At 62.6% G+C, this 24793-nt stretch carries 23 protein-coding genes; 15 read left to right on the top strand and 8 right to left on the bottom strand.

Going from position 1 to position 24793, the window contains the following annotated elements:
• Window positions 1-7: 7 nt before the first annotated feature.
• On the bottom strand, window positions 8-457 hold the full coding sequence (gene gspG, locus KI235_RS17505; protein WP_003202615.1) for a type II secretion system major pseudopilin GspG: 450 nt from the start codon (window positions 455-457) through the stop codon (window positions 8-10).
• A 148-nt stretch (window positions 458-605) separates the two neighbouring features.
• On the opposite strand from gspG, the gene gspI reads away from it, so the two are divergent.
• Complete coding sequence (gspI, locus tag KI235_RS17510) at window positions 606-983, top strand: type II secretion system minor pseudopilin GspI (RefSeq protein ID WP_003202616.1); 378 nt, start codon at window positions 606-608, stop codon at window positions 981-983.
• Between the two features lie 75 nt (window positions 984-1058).
• Here the strand turns inward: gspI and KI235_RS17515 are convergent, their stop codons facing one another.
• Window positions 1059-1529 (bottom strand): type II secretion system protein N, encoded by a 471-nt coding sequence (locus tag KI235_RS17515; protein ID WP_003202618.1) that lies wholly within the window; start codon window positions 1527-1529, stop codon window positions 1059-1061.
• A 117-nt stretch (window positions 1530-1646) separates the two neighbouring features.
• Between KI235_RS17515 and gspH the strand changes: the two genes are divergently transcribed.
• Window positions 1647-2099: a type II secretion system minor pseudopilin GspH gene (gspH, locus tag KI235_RS17520; RefSeq protein ID WP_003202620.1), complete on the top strand. Its 453-nt coding sequence runs from the start codon at window positions 1647-1649 to the stop codon at window positions 2097-2099.
• Complete coding sequence (locus KI235_RS17525; protein WP_212795193.1) at window positions 2096-2707, top strand: type II secretion system protein GspJ; 612 nt, start codon at window positions 2096-2098, stop codon at window positions 2705-2707. Before gspH ends, KI235_RS17525 begins: the two co-directional genes overlap by 4 nt.
• Before the next feature lie 225 nt (window positions 2708-2932).
• On the opposite strand, the gene KI235_RS17530 is transcribed toward KI235_RS17525, so the two are convergent.
• Genes KI235_RS17530 through KI235_RS17540 form a run of 3 tightly spaced genes read right to left on the bottom strand, consistent with a single transcriptional unit; the run spans window position 2933 to window position 5086 of the window.
• Window positions 2933-3874, bottom strand: a complete 942-nt coding sequence (locus KI235_RS17530) for a FecR domain-containing protein (RefSeq protein ID WP_039012850.1) — start codon at window positions 3872-3874, stop codon at window positions 2933-2935.
• A gap of 37 nt (window positions 3875-3911) precedes the next feature.
• Window positions 3912-4457 (bottom strand): sigma-70 family RNA polymerase sigma factor, encoded by a 546-nt coding sequence (locus KI235_RS17535; RefSeq protein ID WP_212795194.1) that lies wholly within the window; start codon window positions 4455-4457, stop codon window positions 3912-3914.
• Window positions 4454-5086 carry a secretin and TonB N-terminal domain-containing protein gene (locus KI235_RS17540; protein WP_003202627.1) on the bottom strand — a complete coding sequence of 211 codons (633 nt, stop codon included), beginning with the start codon at window positions 5084-5086 and terminating at the stop codon, window positions 4454-4456. Before KI235_RS17540 ends, KI235_RS17535 begins: the two co-directional genes overlap by 4 nt.
• A gap of 201 nt (window positions 5087-5287) precedes the next feature.
• Here KI235_RS17540 and KI235_RS17545 point away from each other — a divergent pair, with 201 nt between their 5' ends.
• Complete coding sequence (locus KI235_RS17545; protein ID WP_003202629.1) at window positions 5288-5641, top strand: hypothetical protein; 354 nt, start codon at window positions 5288-5290, stop codon at window positions 5639-5641.
• A gap of 126 nt (window positions 5642-5767) precedes the next feature.
• Here the strand turns inward: KI235_RS17545 and KI235_RS17550 are convergent, their stop codons facing one another.
• Window positions 5768-6208: a carboxymuconolactone decarboxylase family protein gene (locus tag KI235_RS17550; RefSeq protein ID WP_003202631.1), complete on the bottom strand. Its 441-nt coding sequence runs from the start codon at window positions 6206-6208 to the stop codon at window positions 5768-5770.
• A gap of 195 nt (window positions 6209-6403) precedes the next feature.
• Here KI235_RS17550 and KI235_RS17555 point away from each other — a divergent pair, with 195 nt between their 5' ends.
• The 3 genes from KI235_RS17555 to KI235_RS17565 all read left to right on the top strand — a co-directional run bounded on the left by KI235_RS17555 (window position 6404) and on the right by KI235_RS17565 (window position 8908).
• Entirely contained in the window at window positions 6404-7837 is a 1434-nt protein-coding gene (locus KI235_RS17555; RefSeq protein WP_003202633.1) for a PLP-dependent aminotransferase family protein, read from the top strand.
• A 121-nt stretch (window positions 7838-7958) separates the two neighbouring features.
• Complete coding sequence (locus tag KI235_RS17560; RefSeq protein ID WP_013693545.1) at window positions 7959-8240, top strand: antibiotic biosynthesis monooxygenase family protein; 282 nt, start codon at window positions 7959-7961, stop codon at window positions 8238-8240.
• 263 nt (window positions 8241-8503) lie between these two features.
• Window positions 8504-8908, top strand: coding sequence for a cupin domain-containing protein (locus tag KI235_RS17565; protein ID WP_003202636.1), 405 nt, complete (start codon window positions 8504-8506; stop codon window positions 8906-8908).
• A 181-nt stretch (window positions 8909-9089) separates the two neighbouring features.
• Here the strand turns inward: KI235_RS17565 and KI235_RS17570 are convergent, their stop codons facing one another.
• Entirely contained in the window at window positions 9090-13958 is a 4869-nt protein-coding gene (locus KI235_RS17570) for an NAD-glutamate dehydrogenase (RefSeq protein ID WP_013693547.1), read from the bottom strand.
• Window positions 13959-14400: 442 nt separating this feature from the next.
• On the opposite strand from KI235_RS17570, the gene KI235_RS17575 reads away from it, so the two are divergent.
• Window positions 14401-14754 carry a hypothetical protein gene (locus tag KI235_RS17575; protein ID WP_003202641.1) on the top strand — a complete coding sequence of 118 codons (354 nt, stop codon included), beginning with the start codon at window positions 14401-14403 and terminating at the stop codon, window positions 14752-14754.
• A gap of 172 nt (window positions 14755-14926) precedes the next feature.
• Here KI235_RS17575 and KI235_RS17580 read toward each other — a convergent pair whose 3' ends face one another.
• Window positions 14927-17080 (bottom strand): WG repeat-containing protein, encoded by a 2154-nt coding sequence (locus KI235_RS17580; RefSeq protein WP_212795195.1) that lies wholly within the window; start codon window positions 17078-17080, stop codon window positions 14927-14929.
• Here KI235_RS17580 and KI235_RS17585 point away from each other — a divergent pair.
• The 7 genes from KI235_RS17585 (at window position 17079) to KI235_RS17615 (ending at window position 24786) form a co-directional block, all read left to right on the top strand.
• Window positions 17079-17246 (top strand): hypothetical protein, encoded by a 168-nt coding sequence (locus KI235_RS17585; RefSeq protein ID WP_013693549.1) that lies wholly within the window; start codon window positions 17079-17081, stop codon window positions 17244-17246. The two genes, KI235_RS17580 and KI235_RS17585, sit on opposite strands and share 2 nt — an antisense overlap.
• Window positions 17247-17335: 89 nt before the next feature.
• Entirely contained in the window at window positions 17336-18361 is a 1026-nt protein-coding gene (locus KI235_RS17590; RefSeq protein ID WP_013693550.1) for a LacI family DNA-binding transcriptional regulator, read from the top strand.
• Window positions 18362-18514: 153 nt separating this feature from the next.
• Window positions 18515-19297, top strand: a complete 783-nt coding sequence (locus KI235_RS17595) for a TIM barrel protein (protein WP_038857623.1) — start codon at window positions 18515-18517, stop codon at window positions 19295-19297.
• Entirely contained in the window at window positions 19290-20270 is a 981-nt protein-coding gene (locus KI235_RS17600; protein ID WP_013693552.1) for a sugar kinase, read from the top strand. Before KI235_RS17595 ends, KI235_RS17600 begins: the two co-directional genes overlap by 8 nt.
• Window positions 20271-20356: 86 nt before the next feature.
• Window positions 20357-21655: an MFS transporter gene (locus KI235_RS17605; protein ID WP_003202651.1), complete on the top strand. Its 1299-nt coding sequence runs from the start codon at window positions 20357-20359 to the stop codon at window positions 21653-21655.
• 15 nt (window positions 21656-21670) lie between these two features.
• Entirely contained in the window at window positions 21671-22648 is a 978-nt protein-coding gene (locus tag KI235_RS17610) for an NAD(P)-dependent oxidoreductase (protein WP_028236941.1), read from the top strand.
• A gap of 1178 nt (window positions 22649-23826) precedes the next feature.
• Window positions 23827-24786, top strand: coding sequence for a MoxR family ATPase (locus KI235_RS17615; protein ID WP_003202654.1), 960 nt, complete (start codon window positions 23827-23829; stop codon window positions 24784-24786).
• The last annotated feature ends 7 nt before the right edge of the window (window positions 24787-24793 follow it).

Raw genomic sequence — 24793 nt, forward strand, 5'->3', positions numbered from 1 at the left:
ACGGCCCTTACAACTGCCAGGAGCCAATGTCGGCATTCACGCCGTCGCCGTCAGGCTGACCGTCGGCCCCCAGGGAAAAGATATCGACTTCGCCGTTGGCACCCGGGTTGAGGTAGTTATATGGACGGCCCCATGGGTCGTTGGGCAGGCGCTCCAGATAAGAGCGCCAGGTGCTGTTTTTCGCATCGGCGGGCTTTTCCACCAGCACTTTGAGGCCCTGGTTCATGCTCGGGTAACTGCCGTGGTCCAGGCGATACAGCTTCAGGGCTTGCATCAGGCCGCCAATGTCCTGTTTCGCCGCCGTTGCCCGCGCCTGGTCAGGGCGGTCGAGTACCTTGGGCACCACCATCGCCGCCAGGATGCCGAGGATCACCACCACGACCATGATTTCGATCAGGGTGAAACCCGACTGCCCGCGAGGGCCTGGGAAACGGGCTTTGTAACGGGCAATCTGCATCTCGACGGTCCTTCGCTGGATTCGATTCGAGGCGCAGTGTTGCAAGAAAATATGTCAGTGATATTGAAATTGCTCTGGAGCTTGCGTCGTCAATTGGTCATGAACGGCGGCTAGCCTTGAAGGCTGCCCTCGCCCCCGAGCCCGCGCCATGTCACGCCCTGCGCCGCAAGCCGGCTTCACCCTGATCGAAGTGCTGGTGGCCCTGGCGATCATCGCCGTGGCCATGTCGGCCGCGGTGCGCGTGGCTGCGGTGATGACCCAGAGCAACGGCCTGCTGCGCGACAAATCCATCGCCCTGCTGGCCGCCCGTAGCCAACTGGCGCAGTTGCGTCTGGAAGGCCGTTTTGCCCAGGGCTCGAAAGTGTTCGAATGCGATCAGGGGCGATTGCTGTTGCGTTGCGAACAGAACTTGCGCCCGGCGGAAAACGGTAGGCTGCTGCGGGTCGAACTGAGCGTGTCGGACCGCAGTCGCGAAGCACCGCCGTTGGCTCGGTTGGAGACGTTGGTCAGCCGGGAAAAGCCTTGAGTGGTGTGGGCTAACACATCCTTTGTGGCGAGGGGTTTATCTGTGGGAGCAAGGCTTGCCCGCGATGCAGGCGCCTCATTTCCTCGGAGACTGCGTCGTCTTCATCGCGGGCAAGCCTTGCTCCCACAGAGAAGGCAGACTCACCGAATCCGGCAACCGAGCCAGGACCAGCCGGGTCTGCTCATTGCCGCGCTCGATGACCACCGCCTGCGCCTCGATCGCCACCAACCGTACCCCTTGGGCCACCCGTTCACCCACCAGGAAACTGCGCGGCGGTCCGTCGTTGAGACTGAGGATCGCCACGGGCGTGCGAGTGCCGGCCATCACGCCGCTGACCTTGATGTCCACTGCTGCCGGCTGGTTGGAGAACCATTGCAGCGCCGGGTTATCAGAACGCTCGGCCATGCGTTGCGGGGCGACATCCGGCGTGCGCGACTCGGCCGACGTGAGCAGCAGCGAAGACCAGGTCGCCACCCCGGCCAACGCCGCCAACAGGCCCACGGCCTGGACGATTTGCGCCGGGGACACACGCTCTATGAACGTCATGGCCTGAATCTCCTTTTTTTGGTTCCAGCGTCCAGCGTACGCGTCAATTCTCTCCGTTTTATTTCACATCCTTATCATCTTCACCGTGCAGGATGGCTTTCACGCAAAGGAGCGCGCATGAACCTCGGCAAGCAACGCGGTTTCACCCTGATCGAATTGATGGTGGTGCTGGTGATCATCGGCATTGCCAGCGCCGCCGTGAGCCTGAGCATCAAGCCGGATCCGTTGAAGTTGCTGCGCCAGGATGGCGAGCGACTGGTGCAACTGTTGCAACTGGCCCAGACCGAAGCCCGCACTGACGGACGGCCGATTACCTGGCGCTGGGATGCCAAGGGGTTCGGCTTCAGTCGTCGCGCCGATCAAGGCGTGGGGCTGGATCGCTTCAAGGACGATCCGCAATTGCATTCCCGTCGTTGGCAGAGCCCGTCGATGGAGGTTCGCGTGGAACCCAGGCAGCGGGTCGTGCTCAATGCCGAATGGCTCGGCGAGCCCTTGCAGATCCGCTTGTCGGACGGCCTGAACAGTCTCACGGTGCAACGCAGTGCCGCCGGGCGGGTGCAACTCCAATGAGCGCCCGGCAGACCGGCTTCACCTTGCTGGAAGTGATGGTGGCGATCCTGCTGATGGCGGTGGTCAGCCTGATCGCCTGGCGCGGGCTGGACAGCGTGACCCGTGCCGACAGCCATTTGCAGGCCAGTACCGAACAGACCGAAGCCTTGTTGCGGGTATTGAACCAACTGGAGCGCGACGTGGCCCTGCGCGCCAGCATCGAGCTGAGTGAACCGGTAAAACCCGGCGTCGACGACCCGCCCTCGACCGCCCCGCCCGCCCTCACCGTGCGCAGCACCGATGGCAGGGGGTTTCGCCTGGATGTGATCCGCGTGGCGGCGACCCAGGAGGGCGAGTTGCAACGGGTGCGCTGGTGGCTCAAGGGCGACACGCTTTACCGCGCCCAAGGCCAGGCCCGCAGTCGCTACCCACTGCCCGCACCCGGCCCGGGCGTGGCGGTGCTCAGTGACGTCAGCGACGCCGGACTGCGGTTCTGGGACAGGGAAAAAGGCTGGCGCAAGCTCAGCGGCAACCGCCAGGAAAACCCGATGGGCATCGAAATCAGCCTGACCCGGCAGACGCCTCAGGGCATAGAGAAATATCGACAGGTGCTGGGGCCATTGGAATAGCTCCCCCAGATTATCGGGTGACCTTCAAGGCTTGGCACACATTGTGGGAGCGAGCTTGCTCGCGATAGCGGTGGGTCTGTTGAGGGCGATGTCGAATGTGCCGACCTCATCGCGAGCAAGCTCGCTCCCACAGGGGTATTGGGTGAATTCTAGATTTGGGCCAAGCACGGGGCCTTTGTGGGAGCGAGCCTGCTCGCGATGAGGCCTGCCCAGACGCCACTGGCCTCAGCTCAGCACCACCACCCCACCCGGCAATTCAGTGCATTTGGCGCCGTAGGCATCGCGGATCAACAGCGCCACGCCCGCCAGTTGGTCCAGGCGAAACCGCGCCTGGACCTTGCGCTGGCCCAGTTCGCGGTTGAGCAGCAGCAATATGCCGGGACGGTAGCGGTTGATTTCATCGATGACGCTGGCCAGGGTCGCGTCGTTGAACACCAGGACTTGCTCACGCCAGGCGATGGCTGCCGACACATCGGCACGCTTGGGAGCGCCCACCCGACCAGGGTCGTAAGTCAGTTGCATGCCCGGCTCCAGGCGAAACCGCTGGCCTTGTACCTCGACCTGCACCACACCCTCCAGGCAAGTCGCGCAGACGCTCTGGTCGGTGTAGCGAATGTTGAAGCGTGCCCGGGCAGCGCTGATCCAGCCGGTGCCGGCCTGGACGCTGACCACCTGGGCACTGCGCCCCTGCACTTCAATCTCGCCGCTGAGCAACTCCAGTCCTTGCCCGCCATCGGCCAGCGCGCGGCGACTGAGGCGGGTCTGGGTATTGAGTTCCAGGCTGACGCCCTCGGCCAGTTCCACCCGGCGCTGTTCGCCGACATCGGTGACGTAGTCGGCTCCCAGCCCGGAAACACCACCGGGCACCGTGGCGCGGATCAACAGGAAAGCTGCCGACGCCGCGATGGCGCCACCCAACAACGCCCGGCGGCCGAAATGCCGGGGCGCCTGCACCGCGGCGGCGGCAGGTTGCAGCCCCTGCCACAGCGCCTTGGCCTGTTCGAAGGCCCGGGCATGTTCGGGGCTTTGCCCGCACCACAGGCGCAAGGCCCGGGCATCGGCCACGGTGGCGCGCCCCGAGGTCAGCAGGATCAGCCAGTCTCGGGCCTCGCTGGCCAATCGAGCCTGGGGCGTGGCGTCAGGGGAAGTGATGCTGAAGATGTTCAAGCGCACACACACTCACGAAAGGGTCGGGTCTCTACTCTCAAGACGGTTTTCCCGCGCCGGGACCGAACCGCTGAATGACTTTTCTTTCCAGGCGCTGGGCGCAGTGCCCCAACGCAGCCTTGATTTCCTTCTCCACCATGCGCGTGGAAATACCGAAGCGCTGGGAGATTTCCAGGTGCGGCGCTTCCTCCAGGCGTGCGGCGATGAAAATCCTGCGACGGCGCGTCGGCAGTTCGTACAAGGCCTTGAGCAGGGTCTGCAGCTCCTTCTGCCCACCCACCACACGGGCCGGATCCAGCGTTTCATCCGAGACCTGCAGCAATTCCTCGATTTCATCGCCGGTGAGCAGGCGCGCATCGGCCTGTCGACGGTCGGCGGCGATGTTCAGGGCCATGCGATATAAATAAGCGTTGGGCTGGGCAATCTCCTGCGTATCGATCATTCGATCGACCCGCAGGTAGGTTTCATGCAGCACGTCGTTGGCCAGTTCCTCGGACCCCAGGCGCCTGCGCAGGCGCACCTTGAAATCCTCATACGAGGTGAGGAACAACTTCACCAACGGGCTGCGACCGGAGTCTTTCATCGCCCGGACACCCCTTCCCCTGCTATGCATTCCATGCTTCTTCCTGATGAGTCGGGTAACAAAAGCAGGGTCACCGGCTGGCGCAACGAGCTGGGCGCCGGACGGTCGATCCTGAGGTTTTGCAAACTGTTGACCAAGGCCTTGTCCCGCATCAGGTCGCCCGTGGAACTGACCAGGCGGCTGTGCTGGACCACGCCGTCCCGGCCGATCCACACTTGCAGCACCGCCCGGAAACTGCCTGGGCGGGTCAACGGTGAACGACACAAATTGCGCTGGATGACCGTCTGGATCGCTGCCGCGTAGTTGCTGTCACTCAAGCCTGGGGTGACGCCGGGAGGCAGCGGTACCTCGCGGACCTGCACCGGCTGCAACGTGAACGCATCCTCCCGGGCATAGTGCGCCGCCAGCCCGGTGCCGCTGAGCAACACCCTCAACCCTTCGGAGGGTGTGAACTGCCCCTGGACACCCAGCGTATGACGCTGGCTCGACAACTGGTGGTCCACCAGCACCGCCATGCCCGTCGCCCGGCTGAACTGCTCCAGCGCCGTGGTCAGTTCCTGGGGCGCGATGTCCAGGTCCACCAGGCCGACCGCCTGGATCGGCCCGGCCAGCAGACACAGCAACACCATCAGCCACCGCAAGGGCGCCCTGGTCAATCCACGCCCGCGTCCGCCCCCGGCTCTGCCCTGCTGCACGACTGACGTATCCGTTGAAAACCGTCATCCTGAGGGGTGTTTATGAATGTCGTATGACATCTGATACAAATCCTCCGGGCCGCACTAGACTGATGCCCAGACAACGAACCGTCGGGTGTGACGGGCAGGAGGTCGATGATGAAACAGTGGACGAAAATGATGGCCGGTGTCGGGCTGCTCCTGGCCCTGCCGTGGGCCCAGGGCGAAGAAGCCCCGGCGTGTATCGAGGTGACCGTCGGTGGCTACAAGACCCCCGACTACAACTGCCTGAGCCGGCAGATGGGCAACGACCCGCAGGCTGCAACAGCTGCGCAACGGGCCCAGGATGCCATGAATGTGCCGGTCAACGAACGCGCACCGAACAGCATCGGCCTGGCAACCCCGGCGGCCACTGGCGTGCGCATGGGCAATACGTTTGGCACGTCGGTCAAGCCCCAGCGGCCGCCGGTTCCGACCAGCAATTCGCTGCTGCCCAACGGAAATAAATAGAGGCAAACGACAGACCTGCTCTGTGGGAGCAAAGCTTGCTCGCGATCCAGGCGCCACGGTCCGCCAGATTCACCTCATCATCGTTCATCGCGGGCAAGCCTTGCTCCCACAGTTGGCTCTCGCGGATCAGCCACCCGGACTCTGGCGAAAACTCACCGCCAGCCGGTTCCAGCTGTTGATGGTGCTGATCGCCAGGGTCAGGTCCACCAGTTCCTCCTCGCTGAAGCAGGCCCGGGCCTGGGCATAGACGTCGTCCGGCACCTGGCTTTCAGCCAATAGCGTCACCGCCTCGGTCCAGGCCAGGGCGGCGCGTTCGCGGGCAGTGAAAAAACCGCTGTCGCGCCACACTGCCACCGCGTAGAGCCGCCGCTCGGTCTCGCCCTGGCGTCGCGCCTCCACCGAATGCATGTCGGTGCAGAAGGCACAGCCATTGAGTTGTGAAGCGCGGATCTTGATCAGATGCAGCAGCGCCGGTTCGATACTCAGGCGACTGGTCAGGGCTTCCAGGCCGATCATGGCTTTCATCGCCCCAGGCGATGCAGTGTAGTAATCCAGACGCGGGCTCATGGCGGGCTCCGTGGTATTCGGGACCTTCACGCTAGGCCCTGGGACCGGCCAATGACAGGTCCAATTTGTCGAAAAACCCGGAGGCAAGTCCAATAGGCGGGATTTTCCCCACGCAACTTCTATGCAGTCGCACAATGCGGGTAATCTTGCGCCTTTGACGCCGGCGGCCAAACAATCGCCCAGGAGCTTGCGGGTATGGAACTTCATGTTGTCATCAACGGCCGCAAGGACCTGTCGGGCCAGTTGTATCAACAATTGCGCAGCGCCATCGAAAGCGGTCGCCTGGCGGCCGGCACGCAACTGCCGCCCAGCCGCCTGCTGGCCGAACAACTGGGAGTCTCGCGCAAGACCGTCTCCGACACCTACGCTCAACTGACCTACGAAAACCTGCTCACCGGCATCATCGGCAAAGGCACCTACGTCAACGCACGGCCGGCCAGGATCGTGCGCAAACAGAGCCACCGCGAACTGGCCGGCGCCGACGTCGTCGAAGCCTGGCGCACCATGCCCGACCTGATGCGCCATCCCACCCTCGAAGGCGCGTTGCGCTACGACTTCATCGGCGGCGCCACGGGCAAGGGCCAGTTTCCGCTGGACGACTGGCGGCGCTGCACGGCCCATGCGCTGCGCCAGATCGCCAGCGCCAAGGGCTTCTACAGCCAGCCCGAAGGCCTGCCGTCGCTGCGCAATGCCATTGCCCGGCACATCGCGTTTTCCCGCGGGGTCAATTGCCAGGATGAAGACGTGGTGGTGTGCAACGGCGCACAGCAAGCCCTGGACCTGATCTCGCGGGTGTTGACCCGGCCCGGCAGCCTGGTGGCCATGGAAGATCCGGGCTACCCGCCGGCGCGCTTGCTGTTCGGCTCCCAGGGCGCCACGGTGGTCGGAGTGCCGGTGGACGAGCAAGGCATGCGGGTCGACCTGATCCCCGACGGCACGCGGTTGATTTATGTGACGCCCTCCCACCAGTTTCCCCTGGGCATGCCCATGAGCCAGGCCCGCCGCGAGGCCCTGCTGGCGCGGGCCTATGAGCTGGGGGCGATCATCATCGAAGACGACTACGACAGCGAATTCCGCTACGAAGGCCGGCCCGCCGATTCGTTGCAGAGCCTGGACGAGCGCGGGATCGTGGCGTACGTCGGCACCTTCTCCAAGACCTTGTTGCCGGAGTTGCGCCTGGGCTATGCGATCCTGCCGCCGGCGATTCTTGAAGCGGTAATCCTGGCCAAGCGCCTCACCGACCAGCACACCTCCACCCTGCCCCAGTGGGCGCTGGCGAAGTTCATCGCCGAGGGTTGCCTGCTCAAGCATATCCGCCGCTGCCACACCCTGTATGCCGGTCGCCGCGAGCGAATCCTGGCTCGCATGGGCGGGGACTTATCGCCCTGGTTCGAGGCCGTGCCCACCACCGCGGGCTTTCATATGGCGGTGTTGTGCAAGGTTCCGATGGACCTGGCGCTGGTGATCGAACTGGCGAAAAAAGCCGAAGTCGGGCTCTACAGCCTTGATGGTTTTTTCAACGAGGCCCCTGTGCGGCCGGGCCTGTTCTTTGGTTTCGGCGCGATCGAAACCCTGGACATCGACATAGCCCTGGACCGCTTGCGCGACATTCTGCAGCAAGTGGCCTGAGGGATTGGACTGGGCATTTATCCGCCCATTGGCTGTTTGAGCCTTGCCCCGGCGGGCCTATCCTGCATGGGTGTCATTGATGTTGAACAACCCCCTGCGACTTGATTCAGGAGCCTGAACAATGTCTCGCCAAGTGATCAATACCGTACAGGTGCAAGCCGCCGCCGGTCGCTCGGAAGAACTGGGCCGGCAATTGCAGCAAATCGTCGAGACCCTGCGTACGCAGCCGGGCTGCGATGCCTACCTGGTCGACCGTTGCCCGGACGATGGCGACCGCTGGAGCGTCAGTGCCCGCTGGCAGTCGGAAGCGGCCATGCAAGCCCACTTCAACTGCCCGGAAGTGCAAGGCTTCATCAGCCTGATCGACAACCGCCTGGCGCGCAGCGTCGACTTCAATAGCTGACACTCCGCGTCTGTAGGAGCAGCCGAGTGCAACGAGGCTGCGATCTTGTCCAATCCAATTAAATCCCAAGCCAAAGATCAAGAGCCAAAGATCGCAGCCTTCGGCAGCTCCTACAGGGGGTAGCTTTCAAATTGGGTGGATCGCGGTATTGGTCTACCCACCTTCCGAAAGATTGGACGTTTGCTTGCCCCTCCGTGGGGCTTAGGGTGAATCCATCGCCGCGACAGCGCGAAATCACTCGAAACCACATGGGTCATACCTTCATGAAAACACTCTGTCTGATCGCCGCCCTCGGCCTGCTGCCCATTACCCAGACCTACGCCCACGAAGCCGCGCCTTCGGAGAAGGTCACGGTGCTGCAGGAGCAATTGCTGAAAAACGCTCCAGGTAAAAAAACCATGATGCTGACCGTCGACTATGCCCCCGGCCAAGCGTCCATTGCCCATAAGCATGAGGGCACGGCCATGGCCTACGTACTGGAAGGCGCCATCACTTCCCAGGTCAAGGGTGAGCCGGCGAAGACCTACAAGACTGGAGAGTTCTGGTATGAAGCAGCGGGGTCCGAGCACCTGGTCTCGAGAAACGCCAGCACGAGCCAGCCGGCGAAACTGCTGGTGTTCATGGTGATGGGTGAGGATGAAGCGGTGTTGATACCGCTGAAAAACTAACAGCCACAGCACAGCTGTCCCCCTGTGGGAGCGAGCTTGCTCGCGATAGCGGTGGGTCAGCGACATTGAACGTGACTGATACACCGCCATCGCGAGCAAGCTCGCTCCCACAGGGACTCACAGCGAATATAAAAAAAAGCCCCGCATCTCTCAATGCGGGGCTTTTTCATTCAACGCCGGATCAGTTGGCCGTCACGACCGCCTGACCACTCAACGCCAGGTCCAGCAGTTCGCGGTTGGCGACCGCGTACATGGCGTAGTCGGTGCCGCTGGCGGCACGGATGTCCACCAGCATGGCGCGCCAGCGCTCGACCATTTCGTGATGCTGCTCAAGCCACATCGCCAGGCGCGTTTCCACATCCTGGGTCGCGTCGCCGTCCTGCAGGACCGAGATGGTGATCGCCCGTTGCTGCCAGTCGATGTCATCGCGGAACGCTTCACGGGCCAGTGCCTGCCAGTTGTTTTCCACCGGCAGTGCGCTGATCTGTTGCAGGTACCAGGTGATGTCCAGGGCGCTGCCCACGGCGAAGTAGGCCTTGGCCACATCGGCAGCGTTCTGGCCGGTGACGTCGGACGCCTCGATGATCGGCAACAAGGTGTACAGGTGCGTGGTGCCGGCAACCATACGCGCCAGCAACTCCGGCACACCGGCGGCCACATAGGCCTGGTAGCGGGTCTGCCAGCCTTCGCGGGTCGGACCTTCCAGCAGTTCGTCGAGCTTGAGGCCCAACGCTGCCAGGTGCGGGCCGAAGTGCGCGACGTCACGGGCAGCGTTCTGCTCGTTGCGGCGGCTGCGCAGGAACCAGCGCGTGGCGCGACGACCCAGGCGCATCAGTTCGTCCATCAGCTCCAGTTGCACGTCGGCCGAGACCTGGTGGTCCAGGGCCTCGATCTGACGGAACCAGTGCGGGAGGTGGAAGATATCCCGAACGATGACATAAGCACCCGCAACGTTCGCCGGGCTCATGCCCGTAGACTCCTTGAGCCGCTGAACGAAGGTGATGCCCATGTGGTTGACCAGGTCGTTGGCGATCTGGGTGCTGACGATCTCGCGCTTGAGGCGATGGCGACGCATGGCCTCGGAGAACTGGTTCACCAGCGTCGGCGGGAAAGCCGTCTCCATGTCACGGGTCAGGTAATCGTCGTCCGGTACCAGGGAGTTGAGCAGCGCTTCCTTGAGGTCGATCTTGCTGTAGGAGATCAACACCGACAGTTCGGCACGGGTCAGGCCATGGCCCGCCGCGACACGCTCGTTGATCGCCTCTTCAGACGGCAGGAACTCGATGGCGCGATCCAGCTTGCCGCGGCCTTCCAGATCGTTCATCAGACGCTTGTATTCGGCGATCCGCACGAAGGCACGGCGCGCCGCCAGGGACAGGGCCTGGGTCTGCTTGTAGTTGTTGCCCAACACCAGGCTACCGACTTCGTCGGTCATGCTCGCCAGCAACTGGTTGCGTTGCTTGTCGGTCATGTCGCCGGCCTGCACCACTTCGTTGAGCAGGATCTTGATGTTCACTTCGTGGTCGGAGCAGTCCACACCGCCCGCGTTGTCGATGAAGTCGGTGTTGGAACCGCCGCCATTGAGGCCGAACTCGACGCGACCCAGTTGGGTCATGCCCAGGTTGCCGCCCTCGCCCACGACCTTGCAGCGCAGTTCGTTGCCGTTCACGCGCAGAGCATCGTTGGCCTTGTCGCCGACATCGGCGTGGCTTTCAGTGCTGGCCTTGACGTAGGTGCCGATACCGCCGTTCCACAACAGGTCCACCGGCGCCTTGAGCAAGGCGTTGAGCAGCTCGGTCGGGGTCAGCTTGTCAGCCTTGATGTCGAAGCGTTCTTTCATCTGTGGCGAGATGGCGATGCTCTTCGCGCTGCGCGAGAAGATACCGCCGCCTTCGGACATGATGCTGGTGTCGTAGTCGCTCCAGGCCGAACGCGGCAGGTCGAACAGGCGCTTGCGCTCGGCAAAGCTGCTGGCAGGCTCCGGGTTCGGGTCGATGAAGATGTGCAGGTGGTTGAAGGCCGCGACCAGTTGCAGCTTGTCGGACATCAACAAGCCGTTGCCGAACACGTCGCCGGCCATGTCGCCGACGCCCACCACAGTGATGCTGTCTTCCTGGACATTGATGCCGCGCTCGCGGAAGTGGCGCTGCACGCCGACCCACGCGCCCTTGGCGGTGATGCCCATTTTCTTGTGGTCGTAGCCAGCCGAACCGCCGGAGGCGAACGCATCGCCCAGCCAGAAGCCATAGTCGATGGCGATGCCGTTGGCGATGTCGGAGAAGGTCGCAGTGCCCTTGTCCGCCGCCACCACCAGGTACGGGTCATCGTCGTCATGACGTACGACGTTGGCCGGCGGTACCAGTGCGCCGTCCTTCAGGTTGTCGGTGATGTCCAACAGGCCCGAGATGAAGATGCGGTAGCAGGCGATGCCCTCGGCCGCGATCTCGTCCCGGCTGCCGCCCAACGGCAGGCGACGTGGCAGGAAACCACCCTTGGCGCCCACCGGCACGATCACCGAGTTCTTCACTTGCTGGGCTTTTACCAGGCCAAGCACTTCGGTGCGGTAGTCTTCTTCACGGTCGGACCAGCGCAGGCCGCCGCGGGCAACGTTGCCGAAGCGCAGGTGCACGCCTTCGACCCGTGGCGAGTAGACGAAGATCTCGAACTTGGGCACCGGTTTCGGCAGTTCCGGGATCAGGTGCGGGTTGAACTTGAAGCTGAAGTAGGACTTGTTCTGGCCGTTGGCGTCGGTCTGGTAGAAGTTGGTCCGCAGGGTGGCCTTGATCAGGTCCAGGTAGCGACGCAGGATGCGGTCTTCGTTGAGCACCTGGACGTCGTCCAGGGCCGAGAGAATCGCTTGTTCCAGGCGCAGTTGCTTGTCTTCCAGGTCATCGCCACTGAGTTTGCGCGCCAGGTAGAAGCGGGTCTTGAACAACCGGGTCAACTCGCGAGCGATGTCGGTGTGGTTGTTCAGGGTGCTGGCGATGTAACCCAGGTCGAAGCCCAGGCGGATCTGCTTCAGGTAACGGGCGTAGGCACGCAGCAGCGCCACGTCGCGCCATGGCAGGCCGGCGGTCAGCACCAGGCGGTTGAACGCATCGTTCTCGGCATCGCCACGCACGATGTGGACGAAGGCGTCCTGCAAGGTGTCGTTGAGTTGCTGGATATCCAGGTCCAGGCCTTCGGCGGCGGTGAACGCGAAATCATGAATCCAGAACTCGCGGCCATTGGTGTGGCGCAGACGGTACGGGAACTCGCCCAGCACGCGCAGGCCGAGGTTTTCCAGGATTGGCAGCACGTCGGACAGCGCCAGTGGCGTATCGGCGTGATACAGCTTGCAGTGCAGCTCACGCTGGCCGGAGACCTGGCCCAGTGGCTGGTAGAAGCTCATGACCAGCGGATTTTTTTCGCTCAGGCTCAGCAGGTGCTGCATGTCGACCACGGCCGAGTGCGCAGCAAAGCGCTCGCGGTAGCCGGCCGGGAAGCCTTTCGGGAAATCCGACAGCACGTTGGTGCCCTGGGCTTCGCCGAAGCTCTCGACGACCAGGCTGGCGTAGTCGTCCTTCCAGCTGCGGCAGGCCTGGACCACTTCTTTTTCCAGCAAGACCGGATCGATGTCGAGACGGTTCTTCGGATCCACCCGCAGGATCAGTTGTACACGGGCCAGTACGGACTCGGAGAAGAAGGTCCAGAACTCGCAGTCCGAGGCTTTCAGGCGATCCATCAGCACTTGCTGGATCTTCTGGCGCACTTCGGTGGAGTAGATGTCACGTGGCACGTAGGCCAGGCAGTAGCAGAAACGGCCATACGGGTCTTTGCGCAGGAACACGCGGATCTTGTTGCGTTCCTGGATCTGCACGATGGACATGACAGTGCTGAACAGCTCGTCCACCGGGGTCTGGAACAGGTCGTCACGGGGCAGCACTTCGACCACCTGGGCCAGTTCCTTGCCCAGGTGCGCCTTGGCCTGGAAGCCCGAGCGACGCTCGATTTCCGCGACCTTGCGGCGGATGTACGGGATGACCCGCACGCTCTCGCCATACACCGAAGAGGTGTACAGGCCCATGAAGCGGCATTCCTTGATGACCTTGCCGTTGGCGTCGATTTCACGGATCGACACGTAATCCGGGTAGGCCGGACGGTGTACGCGGCTCGGGTGCGCGGCCTTGGCGAACGACAGCAGCGTCGGTTCGCGCAGGTAATTGACGGCGTAGTCTTCGATGCGCAGGTCTTCGGCGGTCAGGCCGGCGCGCAGCAATTTGGTCAGGCCGAGGAACGAATCAGGGTTGTATTCGATGTGGCCGCCATCGGCCTCATCGCGAACCACGAACTCTTCGTAGCCCAGGAAGGTGAAGTGGTTGCCCACCAGCCATTCCAGGAAACTCTTGATCTCGCTCTTTTCCTCAGCGTCGATGGCGTAGGCGCTGCTGTCCAGGCTGTCGAGGATTTCCTGGACCTTGGCTTTCATCGGTTCGAAGTCGGCCACGGCCACGCGCACTTCGCCCAGCACTTGCTCAAGTTCCTTGCTCAGGACGTTGAGTTCGGCGGCGTTGGCGCAGCGGTCGATCTCCAGGTACATCAACGACTCTTGCAGGATGCCGTCGCCCTGGGTGCCTTTTGGCAGGATTTCCAGCAACTCGCCCTTGCTGCCGCGACGCACGCTCAGCACGGTGGTTTGCAGGGTATGGATGCTGTAGCCGCGACGGTTCAGCTCGGTGCGGACCGAGTCCACCAGGAATGGCAGATCGTGGTGCAACACTTCCACGGCCGTGTGGGTCGACTGCCAGCCGTGGCGTTCGTAATCGGGGTTGTAGACGCGCACCTGCGGTTGCGTGTGATCGAAGCGCTCAAGCAGGCGCCAGGCAGACAGGGTGCAGCCGGCAAGGTCGGACAACCGGCGCTGGGTAAGTTCATCGAGGGAAATGATGCCGAAGAATTGTTCAGCGAACAGCGCCACTTGTGGCAGTGCCTGTTCACTGATGTGCTGCGCCAGTGCCGCTTGCAGTTGATGCTGGAAGTCGGCTTTGCTGGCTGCGGTGAAGAACGCCATCTGTGGTACTCCGCTTGGGCTTGTTATTGATTGAAGCGTCGCGTGCAACCCCTGCGGGGCTGTCGGCCATCCCGTTCCTGATTCTCGGGCAGAGGAAACAGGATGACAGGTGGATGAAGCTGGACAGGACGCGCAGGTCACATCCTTTTCCATGTAATTTCATGTCATGGACACCTGCAAAAACCACTCCGGGATGGCCTTTGCAGGTGCACATCCGTTGCGCAGCTTAACGAGTGCGACAATGTGCCTGCTTGCAGCGCTGCGACATATTCGGTCATCGGCAAGCTAAACCGGCCCGAGTTCATCGAACAACCCTAGCAGCCCAGGGGCGAAACGGCACCTGGCAGTGTGAAATCGCAGCCCGATTGCGGTAATCCAGCGCAAAGTCCTCCAGGCTGGCAGAATCCACTTTTTTCGGCTCATCGAGCCAGGAGCCATCACCATGCAAATGACCACCACCCTGCTGATCGCCAATCCGTGCGACGACGAAGAAGACAACATGGCCATGCTCTGCTGCCACAGCGCCCAGGGCGAAATGTTCCTGATGACCCGCTACCCCGACGAAGACGAACTGGAAATCGCCCTCGATGGCGAGCCTTCGACACTGGACGGCGTGAAGGTCACCCTCAGCCCTACCCGCTTGCTGATTGAGATTGCGGCGGCGGATGCCGATGCGTTGAACGGCGACGACGTGCTGGAAATCACCCACGACACCGATGCCGCGGACCTGGCGGAAGTCGAACTGACGTTGCAGAACATCCTCAAGGGGACGGGCACCTATATAAGCCAGCTCTGATTCCTGTCGGCGTTGATCGTTCCCACGCTCTGCGTGGGAATGCATCCCGTGACGCTCTGCGTCACCTTCCAGAAGCAGAACGCGGAGCGTCCCTGACGGCATTCCCACGCGGAGCGTGAGGAACGATCAAAGGCGACTGCTCTTGCGTGGCGAGGGATCCGTGCACCGGCTGTTATTCGTCTTTCTGCACCAGATTGCCGTCAGCGTCATAGGCCAGGTACGCGTCACTATCCTTCGGGTCCCTCACGTAATAACGGGCCTCATTGCCGTTATCCGGCACTTCCAGGCTGGCATAGGACCCCAGTTCCTTGATCAGTTTGTTGTCTTGACTGATCAGGACCAGCCCGGAACCACCACCGGCCCGAATGGCCGCTGCGTACCGAGTCTGGAACGCGTTGAGCTGGCTGTACTCCAGCGGGACTCGCAAGATGCCCGCCAGGTCGATGGCGCCATAGCTGCCGGCGCGTGCGACCACCGCCATACCGTTGGAAAACGGTTCCACCTCGTCATACGGTAACTTGATGGGCAGCCGCGTCCCCTGGCGATTGATAAAAGCAAACTTCCTGCTTTTAGCGTCCTGCACCAACAGCGGTTGCTGCCCGACAAACCGGCCTATCACGTTGTCACCCGGCAGGTTGAGCCGTTTACCGTCCAGGTCGAAAACGTTCTGACGACTCCGGTCGGCAGAGCTGGCGTAGAGCAAACCCTCGCTGTGCTCGATGCCTGAGAACTGCGCCGGCAGGATTTCCTTGCCGTCCAGGGTATAGGCGCCGTAGAGGCCTTCCATGACATCGGTTCGTTTGCCGAGACGGGCGATGAACACGTTGCCAGTCACGGTGGGGTTGACGAATTTCATCGGCAATACGAAACGATGCCCCTTGGCATCGTAGAGCCCATAAGGTCCGTTGGTTTCCCGCTCCACCAACAGCAGGCCATTGCTCAACGTTTCGGTGATGTATTCGAACGGCAGGTCCACGAGCTTGTTGCTGCCGGCAGGAAAATAGGCGAGCTGGCTGCGCAACGCCTGCCAGTCCGAGTCCGGGTCGCTGGACTTTTCCGGGGAAAACAATGTGTAGGTATCCGCCATCTGGCTGTCTTGCACCTGCACCCAACGGGGCTTGATCAACCACTGGCCGGCCTGGTCGATGAAGCCGTAGCGCTCGGCGTTCCGGTCCAGAGCGATGTAACGCGCCTGCTCCGCCAGGACGTTGTCGACCTGGGTGAACTCAACGCTGTTGTCTTCCATCGGATCGAGCACATGAATGACGATGCGTTGCGGGGTGGCCTCGAATTGATAGTCGACCTCGGTGTTTTTCAACGGCCCCGCCTGAGCGGCCAGCGCCTGGGTCAGGCGTTCCAACTGTTGCTGTACCGCCTGGCCGGTCTTGAGCTGCTTGAGATCGTCCTTGGTCTGCAGCAGCGCTTTATAATAGTCGTGCAACGCCGCGATATCGCCTTCGGAGGGGAACGCGCGGGAGTTGTTGCCGTTGCTGTAGAGCGCCTTGCCCCCGTCGTCCAGCCCCTGCACCACGAAGGTCGACATCTTCGGCGTACTCAGGCGCACAGAGGCGCTGGCGTCACCCAGGGCGGTGAGCTGGAAGGACTGGCCATCGTCCAGGGTCACCTTCGGGTGATCCTTGTCCAGGACCACTTTCCTGAACGCCGGATAACTGCGGTAGGAGACCGTCAGGCCGAGACTCGCCAGAGGCTTGTTCACCGCAAGTGCGAAGGCGTCATGGGACGCGATCATGTCGTCGGACTCGACCTTGGGCGGCGCCTTGAGATCGGCGAAGGTTTTTTCGCTGCCATCGCGAAACCGCAGGCGCTGCGGCAGGTACTGCTCGGCCACCGGTTCATCCGGCGTCGCGGCGCGCTTCCAGAGCGGATCAAGGCTGCTGGTGTCGAGCCTCACTTCGGAACCGTCGGCGAATAGCCTCTGGGCAAAACGCAGGCCCTGGATCGAGGCCAGTTCAGCTTTCAGTTGCGCACTGGTGAGTGGGACAAACAGCGGTTCGTACTGCAACGGCCGCTCGTCGGCAGGCTCGGTCGTCTCAATACTCAGGCTCAATTGCGCGTCACTGATCAGCTCCAGGGAACGGAGCGTTTCACCGGTGTCCTGAATCAAATAGTTGAGGCGTCTCTCCACCTCGGGCAGTGCCAGCGTGCCGATGTCTTCCATGCCCCCTTCGTTCAGTTGCTCGGCGGCGAAACCTTCATCCACCGGCGCGCCGCTGTGGCGAAACAGGGTGTAGGACGCACAACCCAGCACCAACAAGGTCACGCTCAGTATCGACAGCAATCTCACGCGAGGCTGGGAGAAGTTCATGGAGGCTTCGATCGTCAAAGGGCTTGGGGAAGGCAGGCAGCTAACCACACGGCCTTACGCGCTGCAAATCGCCCTGGAGGGCCTGTTCTGTTACTTCGGCCTGCCGACCTGCCTGGATCGTCGCCCTTGTCCGGCTGAAGTGAACCACCGTCGGTCGTGCCTCTGACACGTCGCCCTTGACGGAGGGATGGATTCTGATGTTTCCTGAAACCGGTTTCAGAACCGCTAATAAATCCAATAAGCAGGTTTCAATCCGTGAATTCTTTCTCCGCCGCCCAGCGCAGCCGCGTGACCATGCTTGATGTCGCCGAACGCGCCGGGGTCTCCAAGGCCAGTGTCTCGCGTTTCATTGGCGAGGACCGCGCCCTGCTCTCCGAGGCCATTGCCCGGCGTATCGAGCAAGCCATCAGCGAACTGGGCTACCGGCCGAACCAGATGGCCCGCGGCCTCAAGCGCGGGCGCACACGCCTGATCGGCATGCTGGTGGCCGATATCCGCAACCCCTATTCGATTGCCGTGATGCATGGCGTGGAAACCGCCTGTCGTCGCCATGGCTACAGCCTGGTGGTGTGCAACACCGACCGTGATGACGAGCAGGAGCGCCAGCACCTGGCGCTGTTGCGCGCCTACAACATCGAAGGGTTGATCGTGAACACCCTGGGTCACCACCGTGACGAACTGTTTGAACTGCGCAGCGAAATGCCTCTGGTGTTGGTGGATCGCAAGGTCGATCAACTCGACAGCGACCTGGTCGGCCTCGACAACCCAAAGGCCGTCGAGATGGCCCTCGATCACCTCGAACAACGGGGCTACCGCGATCTGTTGCTGGTGACCGAACCGTTCGACGGCACCAGCTCACGAATCGAGCGAGTCGAGAGTTTCAAGACCGGCATCGCGCGACGCCCTGCCCTGACCGGCGCCGTGGTGGAAACCTGCGATCAACTGAGCGCGCGCATCAAGGCTTTCCTGGCCCAACCGGGGCAAGGCCCCAAGGCGCTGTTCTGTGCCAATGGCATTGCCGCGCTGGCCGCCACGACGGTGTTGCGCGAGCTCGGTTGCCACTTGTTCGACGACGTAGGCCTGATTGCCCTCGACGATCTGGATTGGTACCCCTTGGTGGGCAGCGGCATCACGGCCCTGGCCCAACCGACAGCGGAGATCGGCGCCAGTGCGTTCGACTGTCTGCTCAAGCGTTTGCGTGGGGATAAAGGGCCAGTGCGGACCTTGGATTTTGCGGCGCGGTTGATCGAGCGTGGGTCGACGCGTGGGGTTTCTCGATGATCGAGCCGGCCTTATCGCGAGCAAGCTCGCTCCCACAGGGATTTCCAGCGCGACGCAGATCCCGTGTGGGAGCGAGCTTGCTCGCGATGAGGCCCTGAAGCACACCACCTTTTTTTGCACAAAACTGAAACCGGTTTCAGAGGTATAAAAACAATGCACAATCCACCCGTCTCCATCAGTCTTTCCAGCTACGGCGCCGACCTGATACGGCAACAAGGCCAAGGCAGTTTCATCGATCTGCTGGCAGCAGCCGGTGCCTCGCGCATCGAATGGCGCGAAGAATTGCTCACCACCGAACAGCCCGCCGAGCTGGCCGCTCGCGCTCGCGCCCAGGGGCTGCAAAGTATTTTCTCGTCGCCACTGGAGCTGTGGCTCGCCGGGCAGTCCAGGCCCAACCCCGCCCTGGCGCTGACCCTGCAACGGTCCGAGGCGTTCGGCGCGGCATGGCTGAAAGTCTCCCTCGGGCACTTCACCGACACCCATGATCTGTCGGCATTGGCGGATGTGCTCGGCGCAAGCCCGGTGCAGTTGCTGGTGGAAAACGACCAGACCTTGCAAGGCGGACGGATCGAACCGTTGCAACGTTTCTTCAGCGCAGCAGAAGCGCACGCATTGCCCGTCGGCATGACCTTCGACATCGGCAACTGGCAATGGCAGGACCAATCGGCCGCCGTCGCCGCCCGACAGCTCGGACGGTATGTGGCTTACGTGCATTGCAAGGCAGTGGCCCAGCGCGCCGACGGCAAACTGGTCGCCGTGCCTCCGGCCATGACCGACCTGCACCTGTGGGAACAACTGCTCAAGCACATGCCCGTCGGTGTGATGCGCGCCGCCGAATATCCGCTGCAAGGCGAAGACTTGTTGCAATTGACCGCTGGACATGTCGCCACGCTGTCCCGTCTCGGACAATCGCGCCGGGAGCCTGCCCATGCCTGAGTTCGATGTGTTGTCGTTCGGCGAAACCATGGCGATGCTGGTGGCTGACCAGCGCGGTGAGCTGGTCAGCGTCGACCAGTTCCACAAGCGTATCGCCGGGGCCGACAGCAACGTGGCCATCGGCCTGTCGCGACTGGACTTCAAGGTTGCGTGGCTGAGCCGGGTCGGCGCTGATTCCCTGGGACGCTTCGTGGTGCAGACCCTGGAAAACGAAGGCCTGGATTGTCGCCACGTAGCGGTCGATCCAACGCACCCCACCGGCTTTCAGTTCAAGTCGCGTACCGACGATGGCAGCGACCCGCAGGTCGAGTATTTCCGTCGTGGCTCGGCGGCCAGTCATCTGTCGATCGATTCCATCGCGCCAGCGCTGCTTGAAGCCCGTCACTTGCACGCCACCGGCATCGTCCCGGCGTTGTCGGCCACGGCCCGAGAGATGTCCTTTGAATTGATGACCCGCATGCGCGAAGCCGGCCGCAGCCTGTCGTTCGACCCCAACCTGAGGCCGAGCCTGTGGACCAGCGAGTCGGCCATGATTGCGCAAATCAATCGCCTCGCCGCCCTCGCCCACTGGGTCCTGCCGGGGCTCGGCGAAGGTCGCTTGCTGACCGGTTTCGACGACCCGGCCGATATCGCCGCGTTCTATCTGGATCAAGGCGCCGAAATCGTCGTGATCAAGCTCGGCGCGGACGGTGCCTATTACCGCACGCACCTGGACCAGGGCGTTATCGCCGGCGTACCGGTAGCCCGGGTGGTGGACACCGTGGGCGCTGGCGATGGCTTCGCCGTCGGCCTGATCAGTGCGTTGCTCGAAGGCCACGCCATCACCGAGGCCGTGCAGCGCGCCAACTGGATCGGCAGCCGCGCGGTGCAGAGCCGTGGGGATATGGAAGGGTTGCCGACGCGCACCGAGTTATTGGCTGAATTTGAAACCGCCTATCGCGAGCAAGCTCGCTCCCACATGGGATCGAGTTAACCCCTGTGGGAGCGAGCTTGCTCGCGATAGAGCTACCACAAAACGCACCTGCTGCAACAAAAACAACAAGCTCAGGAGTCAACGACATGCAAACGCTCAACCTCGCCACCCGTCGCTGGTGGTACATCATGCCCATCGTGTTCATCACCTACAGCCTGGCCTACCTGGACCGGGCCAACTATGGATTTGCCGCCGCCTCGGGCATGGCCAAGGACCTGATGATCACCCCGGGGCTGTCATCGCTGCTCGGCGCACTGTTTTTCCTCGGCTACTTTTTCTTCCAGGTACCGGGGGCGATCTACGCGCAAAAGCACAGCGTGAAGAAGCTGATCTTCGTCAGCCTGATTCTCTGGGGCTCACTGGCCACCCTGACGGGCGTGGTCTCCAACGCCTACTGGTTGATCGTGATCCGCTTCATGCTCGGGGTGGTCGAGGCCGCCGTGATGCCGGCGATGCTGGTGTACCTGTGCCACTGGTTCACCCGGGCCGAACGCTCGCGCGCCAATACCTTCCTGATCCTTGGCAACCCGGTGACCATGCTCTGGATGTCGGTGGTGTCGGGTTACCTGGTGCAGCAGTTCGACTGGCGCTGGATGTTCATCATCGAAGGCCTGCCGGCGGTGCTCTGGGCCTTTATTTGGTGGCGCCTGGCCGATGATCGCCCAGCCCAGGCCAAGTGGCTCAGCGATCAGGAGAAACGGGACCTGGAAAGCGCCTTGGCGGCCGAACAGGTCGGCATCAAGGCAGTGAAGAACTACGCCGAGGCCTTTCGCTCGCCCAAGGTGATCATCCTGGCGCTGCAGTTTTTCTGCTGGAGCATCGGGGTCTACGGGTTCGTGCTGTGGTTGCCGTCGATCCTCAAGGCCGGCCTGCAGATGAACATGGTCGAGGCCGGGTGGCTATCGTCCTTGCCTTACCTGGCGGCAGTGATCGGCATGCTGGTGGTGTCCTGGGCGTCGGACAAGGCGCAGAAGCGCAAGCGTTTTGTCTGGCCGCCCCTGCTGATCGCCTCCGTCGCGTTCTACGCCTCCTACCTGCTGGGGGCCGAGCATTTCTGGTGGTCCTATGGCTTGCTGGTGGTCGCCGGCGCTTGCATGTACGCGCCGTATGGTCCGTTCTTTGCCATCGTTCCGGAAATCCTCCCGGCCAACGTCGCCGGCGGCGCCATGGCGTTGATCAACAGCATGGGCGCGCTGGGTTCGTTCGGCGGCTCGTATCTGGTGGGCTACCTCAACGGCACCACCGGCTCCCCTGGCATGTCCTTCCTGCTGATGAGCGGCGCTTTGCTGCTGTCGGTGGTACTGACCCTCGCCCTCAAGCCCGGCGCCAGCGACCGGGAAGTCTCCAATACCGCGACGCCACACCCGGCGCCCGCCCGTTCCTGAATCGAGACCCGTCCCATGAAAAAGCATGTGGTGTTGTACAAAGCGCTGTCCCCTCAATTGATGGCCCGTCTGCAAGCCCAGGCCCACGTCACGCGCATCGAGCGCCTCGATGCCCAGGGCCTGGCGCAACTGCGCGACGCCCTCCCCGCCGCCCACGGCCTGCTGGGCGCCAGCCTCAAGCTGGATGCGGCGCTGTTGGACCTGGCGCCGAACCTGCAAGCCATCGCCAGCGTCTCGGTGGGGGTCGACAACTACGACATCGATTACCTGACCGAACGCCGGATCCTGCTCAGCAATACCCCCGACGTGCTGACCGAAACCACCGCCGACACTGGGTTCGCCTTGATCCTGGCGACCGCTCGACGCGTGGTGGAACTGGCCAACCTGGTTCGCGCAGGAGAGTGGCAACAGAGCATCGGCCCGCGGCATTTCGGCACCGACGTCCATGGCAAGACCCTGGGCATCATCGGCATGGGCCGCATCGGCGAGGCCCTGGCCCAACGCGGGCATTTCGGCTTCGGCATGCCGGTGCTCTACCACAGCCATTCACCCAAGCCCGCGGTCGAGCAGCGTTTCGGCGCGCGCTATTGCAGCCTCGAGACACTATTGCAGCAGGCGGACTTCATTTGCCTGACCCTGCCCTTGACCGCTGAGACTCAAGGGCTGATCGGTGCACAAGCGTTCGCGCAGATGCGCCCTGAAACCATTTTCATCAATATTTCCCGGGGCAAGGTGGTCGATGAAGCGGCGCTGATCGACGCCCTGCGCAGCGGGCAGATCCGTGGCGCGGGGCTGGATGTGTTCGAGCGCGAACCCTTGAGTGCGGATTCGCCGCTATTGCAAATGGATAACGTGGTCGCGACCCCGCATATGGGCTCGGCCACCCACGAGACACGGGAGGCGATGGCGCGTTGTGCGGTGGACAACCTGTTGGCGGCATTGGCGGGGGAGCGGCCGGTGAATCTGGTGAATCCAGGGGCGTGGCGCGGCTGAGTTCCTGTGGGAGCTGAGCTTGCTCGCGATAGCGGTGGGTCAGGCTGCATTGAAGTTGAATATGCCGCCGTCATCGCGAGCAAGCTCGGCTCCCACACTGATCTCGGGTGCTCATGGCATCAGTGTCCATCGCCAACCCCTGTGGGAGCTGAGCTTGCTCGCGATAGCGGTGGGTCAGGCTGCATTGAAGTTGAATGTCCCGCCGTCATCGCGAGCAAGCTCGGCTCCCACACTGATCCCGGGTGCTCATGGCATCGGTGTCCATCGCCAACCCCTGTGGGAGCTGAGCTTGCTCGCGATAGCGGTGGGTCAGGCTGCATTGAAGTTGAATGTGCCGCCGTCATCGCGAGCAAGCTCGGCTCCCACACTGATCCCGGGTGCTCATGGCATCGGTGTCCATCGCCAACCCCTGTGGGAGCTGAGCTTGCTCGCGATAGCGGTGGGTCAGGCTGCATTGAAGTTGAATGTGCCGCCGTCATCGCGAGCAAGCTCGGCTCCCACACTGATCTCGGGTGCTCATGGCATCGGTGTCCATCGCCAACCCCTGTGGGAGCTGAGCTTGCTCGCGATAGCGGTGGGTCAGGCTGCATTGAAGTTGAATGTGCCGCCGTCATCGCGAGCAAGCTCGGCTCCCACACTGATCTCGGGTGCTCATGGCATCAGTGTCCATCGCCAACCCCTGTGGGAGCTGAGCTTGCTCGCGATAGCGGTGGGTCAGGCTGCATTGAAGTTGAATGTCCCGCCGTCATCGCGAGCAAGCTCGGCTCCCACACTGATCTCGGGTGCTCATGGCATCAGTGTCCATCGCCAACCCCTGTGGGAGCTGAGCTTGCTCGCGATAGCGGTGGGTCAGGCTGCATTGAAGTTGAATGTGCCGCCGTCATCGCGAGCAAGCCCGCTCCCACACTGATCTCGGGTGCTCATGGCATCGGTGTCCATCGCCACCCCCTGTGGGAGCTGAGCTTGCTCGCGATAGCGGTGGGTCAGGCTGCATTGAAGTTGAATGTCCCGCCGTCATCGCGAGCAAGCCCGCTCCCACAATGACTCCAAACCGATCACAAATCCGCACGCCAGACAAAATCCCGTTAGTCGCCACCCCCCGCCATGCATTAAAGTAACGCCCCCAGCCCCGGCGTTATCCGAACGCCTGGGGCCACCCTTTCCAGGAACAGTCACCGATGGAACATCGTGAAGCGCTGCTTGCGCTGCGAACCTTTCTTTCAACGCAGATTCTCGGCCAGGAAAAACTCATCGAGCGTCTGCTCATCGCCCTGCTTGCCGACGGCCACATGCTGGTGGAAGGCGCGCCGGGGCTGGCCAAGACCAAGGCCATCAAGGAACTGGCCGAAGGCGTCGAAGCGCAATTCCATCGCATTCAGTTCACCCCTGACCTGCTGCCCGCCGACATCACCGGTACGGAAATCTACCGCCCGGAAACCGGCAGTTTCGTGTTCCAGCAAGGGCCGATTTTCCATAACCTGGTGCTGGCGGACGAAATCAACCGCGCGCCGGCCAAGGTCCAGTCGGCCTTGCTCGAAGCCATGGCCGAGCGCCAGGTCAGCGTTGGGCGCAGCACCTATGAACTGTCGCCGCTGTTCCTGGTGATGGCCACGCAGAACCCGATCGAGCAGGAAGGCACCTACCCGCTGCCCGAAGCCCAGCTCGACCGGTTCCTGATGCACGTCAAGATCGGCTTTCCCGATGCCGCGGTGGAACGCCGTATCCTGCAGCAGGCCCGGGGTGAAGCGCTGAACGGCGAGACCAAGCCCGAACGCCGCGTGAGCCAGCAGGCGATTTTCTCCGCGCGCAAGGAAATCCTCGGGTTGTACATGGCCGACGCCGTGGAGGAATACTTGGTGCAACTGATCATGGCCACCCGTAACCCGGCCAAGTTCGATCCGGAAATGGCCGAATGGATCGCCTACGGCGCCAGCCCGCGGGGTTCCATCGCCCTGGACCGCTGCGCCCGTGCCCACGCCTGGCTGGCCGGACGCGACTTTGTCAGCCCGGAAGATATCCAGGCCGTGCTGTTCGACGTGCTGCGCCATCGCATCATCCTGTCGTTCGAAGCCGAGGCCGCTGGCATCGACCAGGACCGGGTCGTGCAGCGGATTCTCGACGTCGTCGCTGTCGCTTGAGCATGAG

The organism is Pseudomonas sp. St386 (genome assembly GCF_018325865.1).
Classification (GTDB): domain Bacteria; phylum Pseudomonadota; class Gammaproteobacteria; order Pseudomonadales; family Pseudomonadaceae; genus Aquipseudomonas; species Aquipseudomonas brassicacearum.

What these genes read in the sequence shown, in the direction of transcription:
- gspG (WP_003202615.1), bottom strand. Translation starts at nt 457, where the DNA reads ATGCAGATTGCCCGTTACAAAGCCCGTTTCCCAGGCCCTCGCGGGCAG.
- gspI (WP_003202616.1), top strand. Translation starts at nt 606, where the DNA reads ATGTCACGCCCTGCGCCGCAAGCCGGCTTCACCCTGATCGAAGTGCTG.
- KI235_RS17515 (WP_003202618.1), bottom strand. Translation starts at nt 1,529, where the DNA reads ATGACGTTCATAGAGCGTGTGTCCCCGGCGCAAATCGTCCAGGCCGTG.
- gspH (WP_003202620.1), top strand. Translation starts at nt 1,647, where the DNA reads ATGAACCTCGGCAAGCAACGCGGTTTCACCCTGATCGAATTGATGGTG.
- KI235_RS17525 (WP_212795193.1), top strand. Translation starts at nt 2,096, where the DNA reads ATGAGCGCCCGGCAGACCGGCTTCACCTTGCTGGAAGTGATGGTGGCG.
- KI235_RS17535 (WP_212795194.1), bottom strand. Translation starts at nt 4,457, where the DNA reads ATGAAAGACTCCGGTCGCAGCCCGTTGGTGAAGTTGTTCCTCACCTCG.
- KI235_RS17540 (WP_003202627.1), bottom strand. Translation starts at nt 5,086, where the DNA reads ATGGTGTTGCTGTGTCTGCTGGCCGGGCCGATCCAGGCGGTCGGCCTG.
- KI235_RS17545 (WP_003202629.1), top strand. Translation starts at nt 5,288, where the DNA reads ATGATGAAACAGTGGACGAAAATGATGGCCGGTGTCGGGCTGCTCCTG.
- KI235_RS17550 (WP_003202631.1), bottom strand. Translation starts at nt 6,208, where the DNA reads ATGAGCCCGCGTCTGGATTACTACACTGCATCGCCTGGGGCGATGAAA.
- KI235_RS17555 (WP_003202633.1), top strand. Translation starts at nt 6,404, where the DNA reads ATGGAACTTCATGTTGTCATCAACGGCCGCAAGGACCTGTCGGGCCAG.
- KI235_RS17560 (WP_013693545.1), top strand. Translation starts at nt 7,959, where the DNA reads ATGTCTCGCCAAGTGATCAATACCGTACAGGTGCAAGCCGCCGCCGGT.
- KI235_RS17565 (WP_003202636.1), top strand. Translation starts at nt 8,504, where the DNA reads ATGAAAACACTCTGTCTGATCGCCGCCCTCGGCCTGCTGCCCATTACC.
- KI235_RS17570 (WP_013693547.1), bottom strand. Translation starts at nt 13,958, where the DNA reads ATGGCGTTCTTCACCGCAGCCAGCAAAGCCGACTTCCAGCATCAACTG.
- KI235_RS17575 (WP_003202641.1), top strand. Translation starts at nt 14,401, where the DNA reads ATGCAAATGACCACCACCCTGCTGATCGCCAATCCGTGCGACGACGAA.
- KI235_RS17585 (WP_013693549.1), top strand. Translation starts at nt 17,079, where the DNA reads ATGGAGGCTTCGATCGTCAAAGGGCTTGGGGAAGGCAGGCAGCTAACC.
- KI235_RS17580 (WP_212795195.1), bottom strand. Translation starts at nt 17,080, where the DNA reads ATGAACTTCTCCCAGCCTCGCGTGAGATTGCTGTCGATACTGAGCGTG.
- KI235_RS17595 (WP_038857623.1), top strand. Translation starts at nt 18,515, where the DNA reads ATGCACAATCCACCCGTCTCCATCAGTCTTTCCAGCTACGGCGCCGAC.
- KI235_RS17600 (WP_013693552.1), top strand. Translation starts at nt 19,290, where the DNA reads ATGCCTGAGTTCGATGTGTTGTCGTTCGGCGAAACCATGGCGATGCTG.
- KI235_RS17605 (WP_003202651.1), top strand. Translation starts at nt 20,357, where the DNA reads ATGCAAACGCTCAACCTCGCCACCCGTCGCTGGTGGTACATCATGCCC.
- KI235_RS17610 (WP_028236941.1), top strand. Translation starts at nt 21,671, where the DNA reads ATGAAAAAGCATGTGGTGTTGTACAAAGCGCTGTCCCCTCAATTGATG.
- KI235_RS17615 (WP_003202654.1), top strand. Translation starts at nt 23,827, where the DNA reads ATGGAACATCGTGAAGCGCTGCTTGCGCTGCGAACCTTTCTTTCAACG.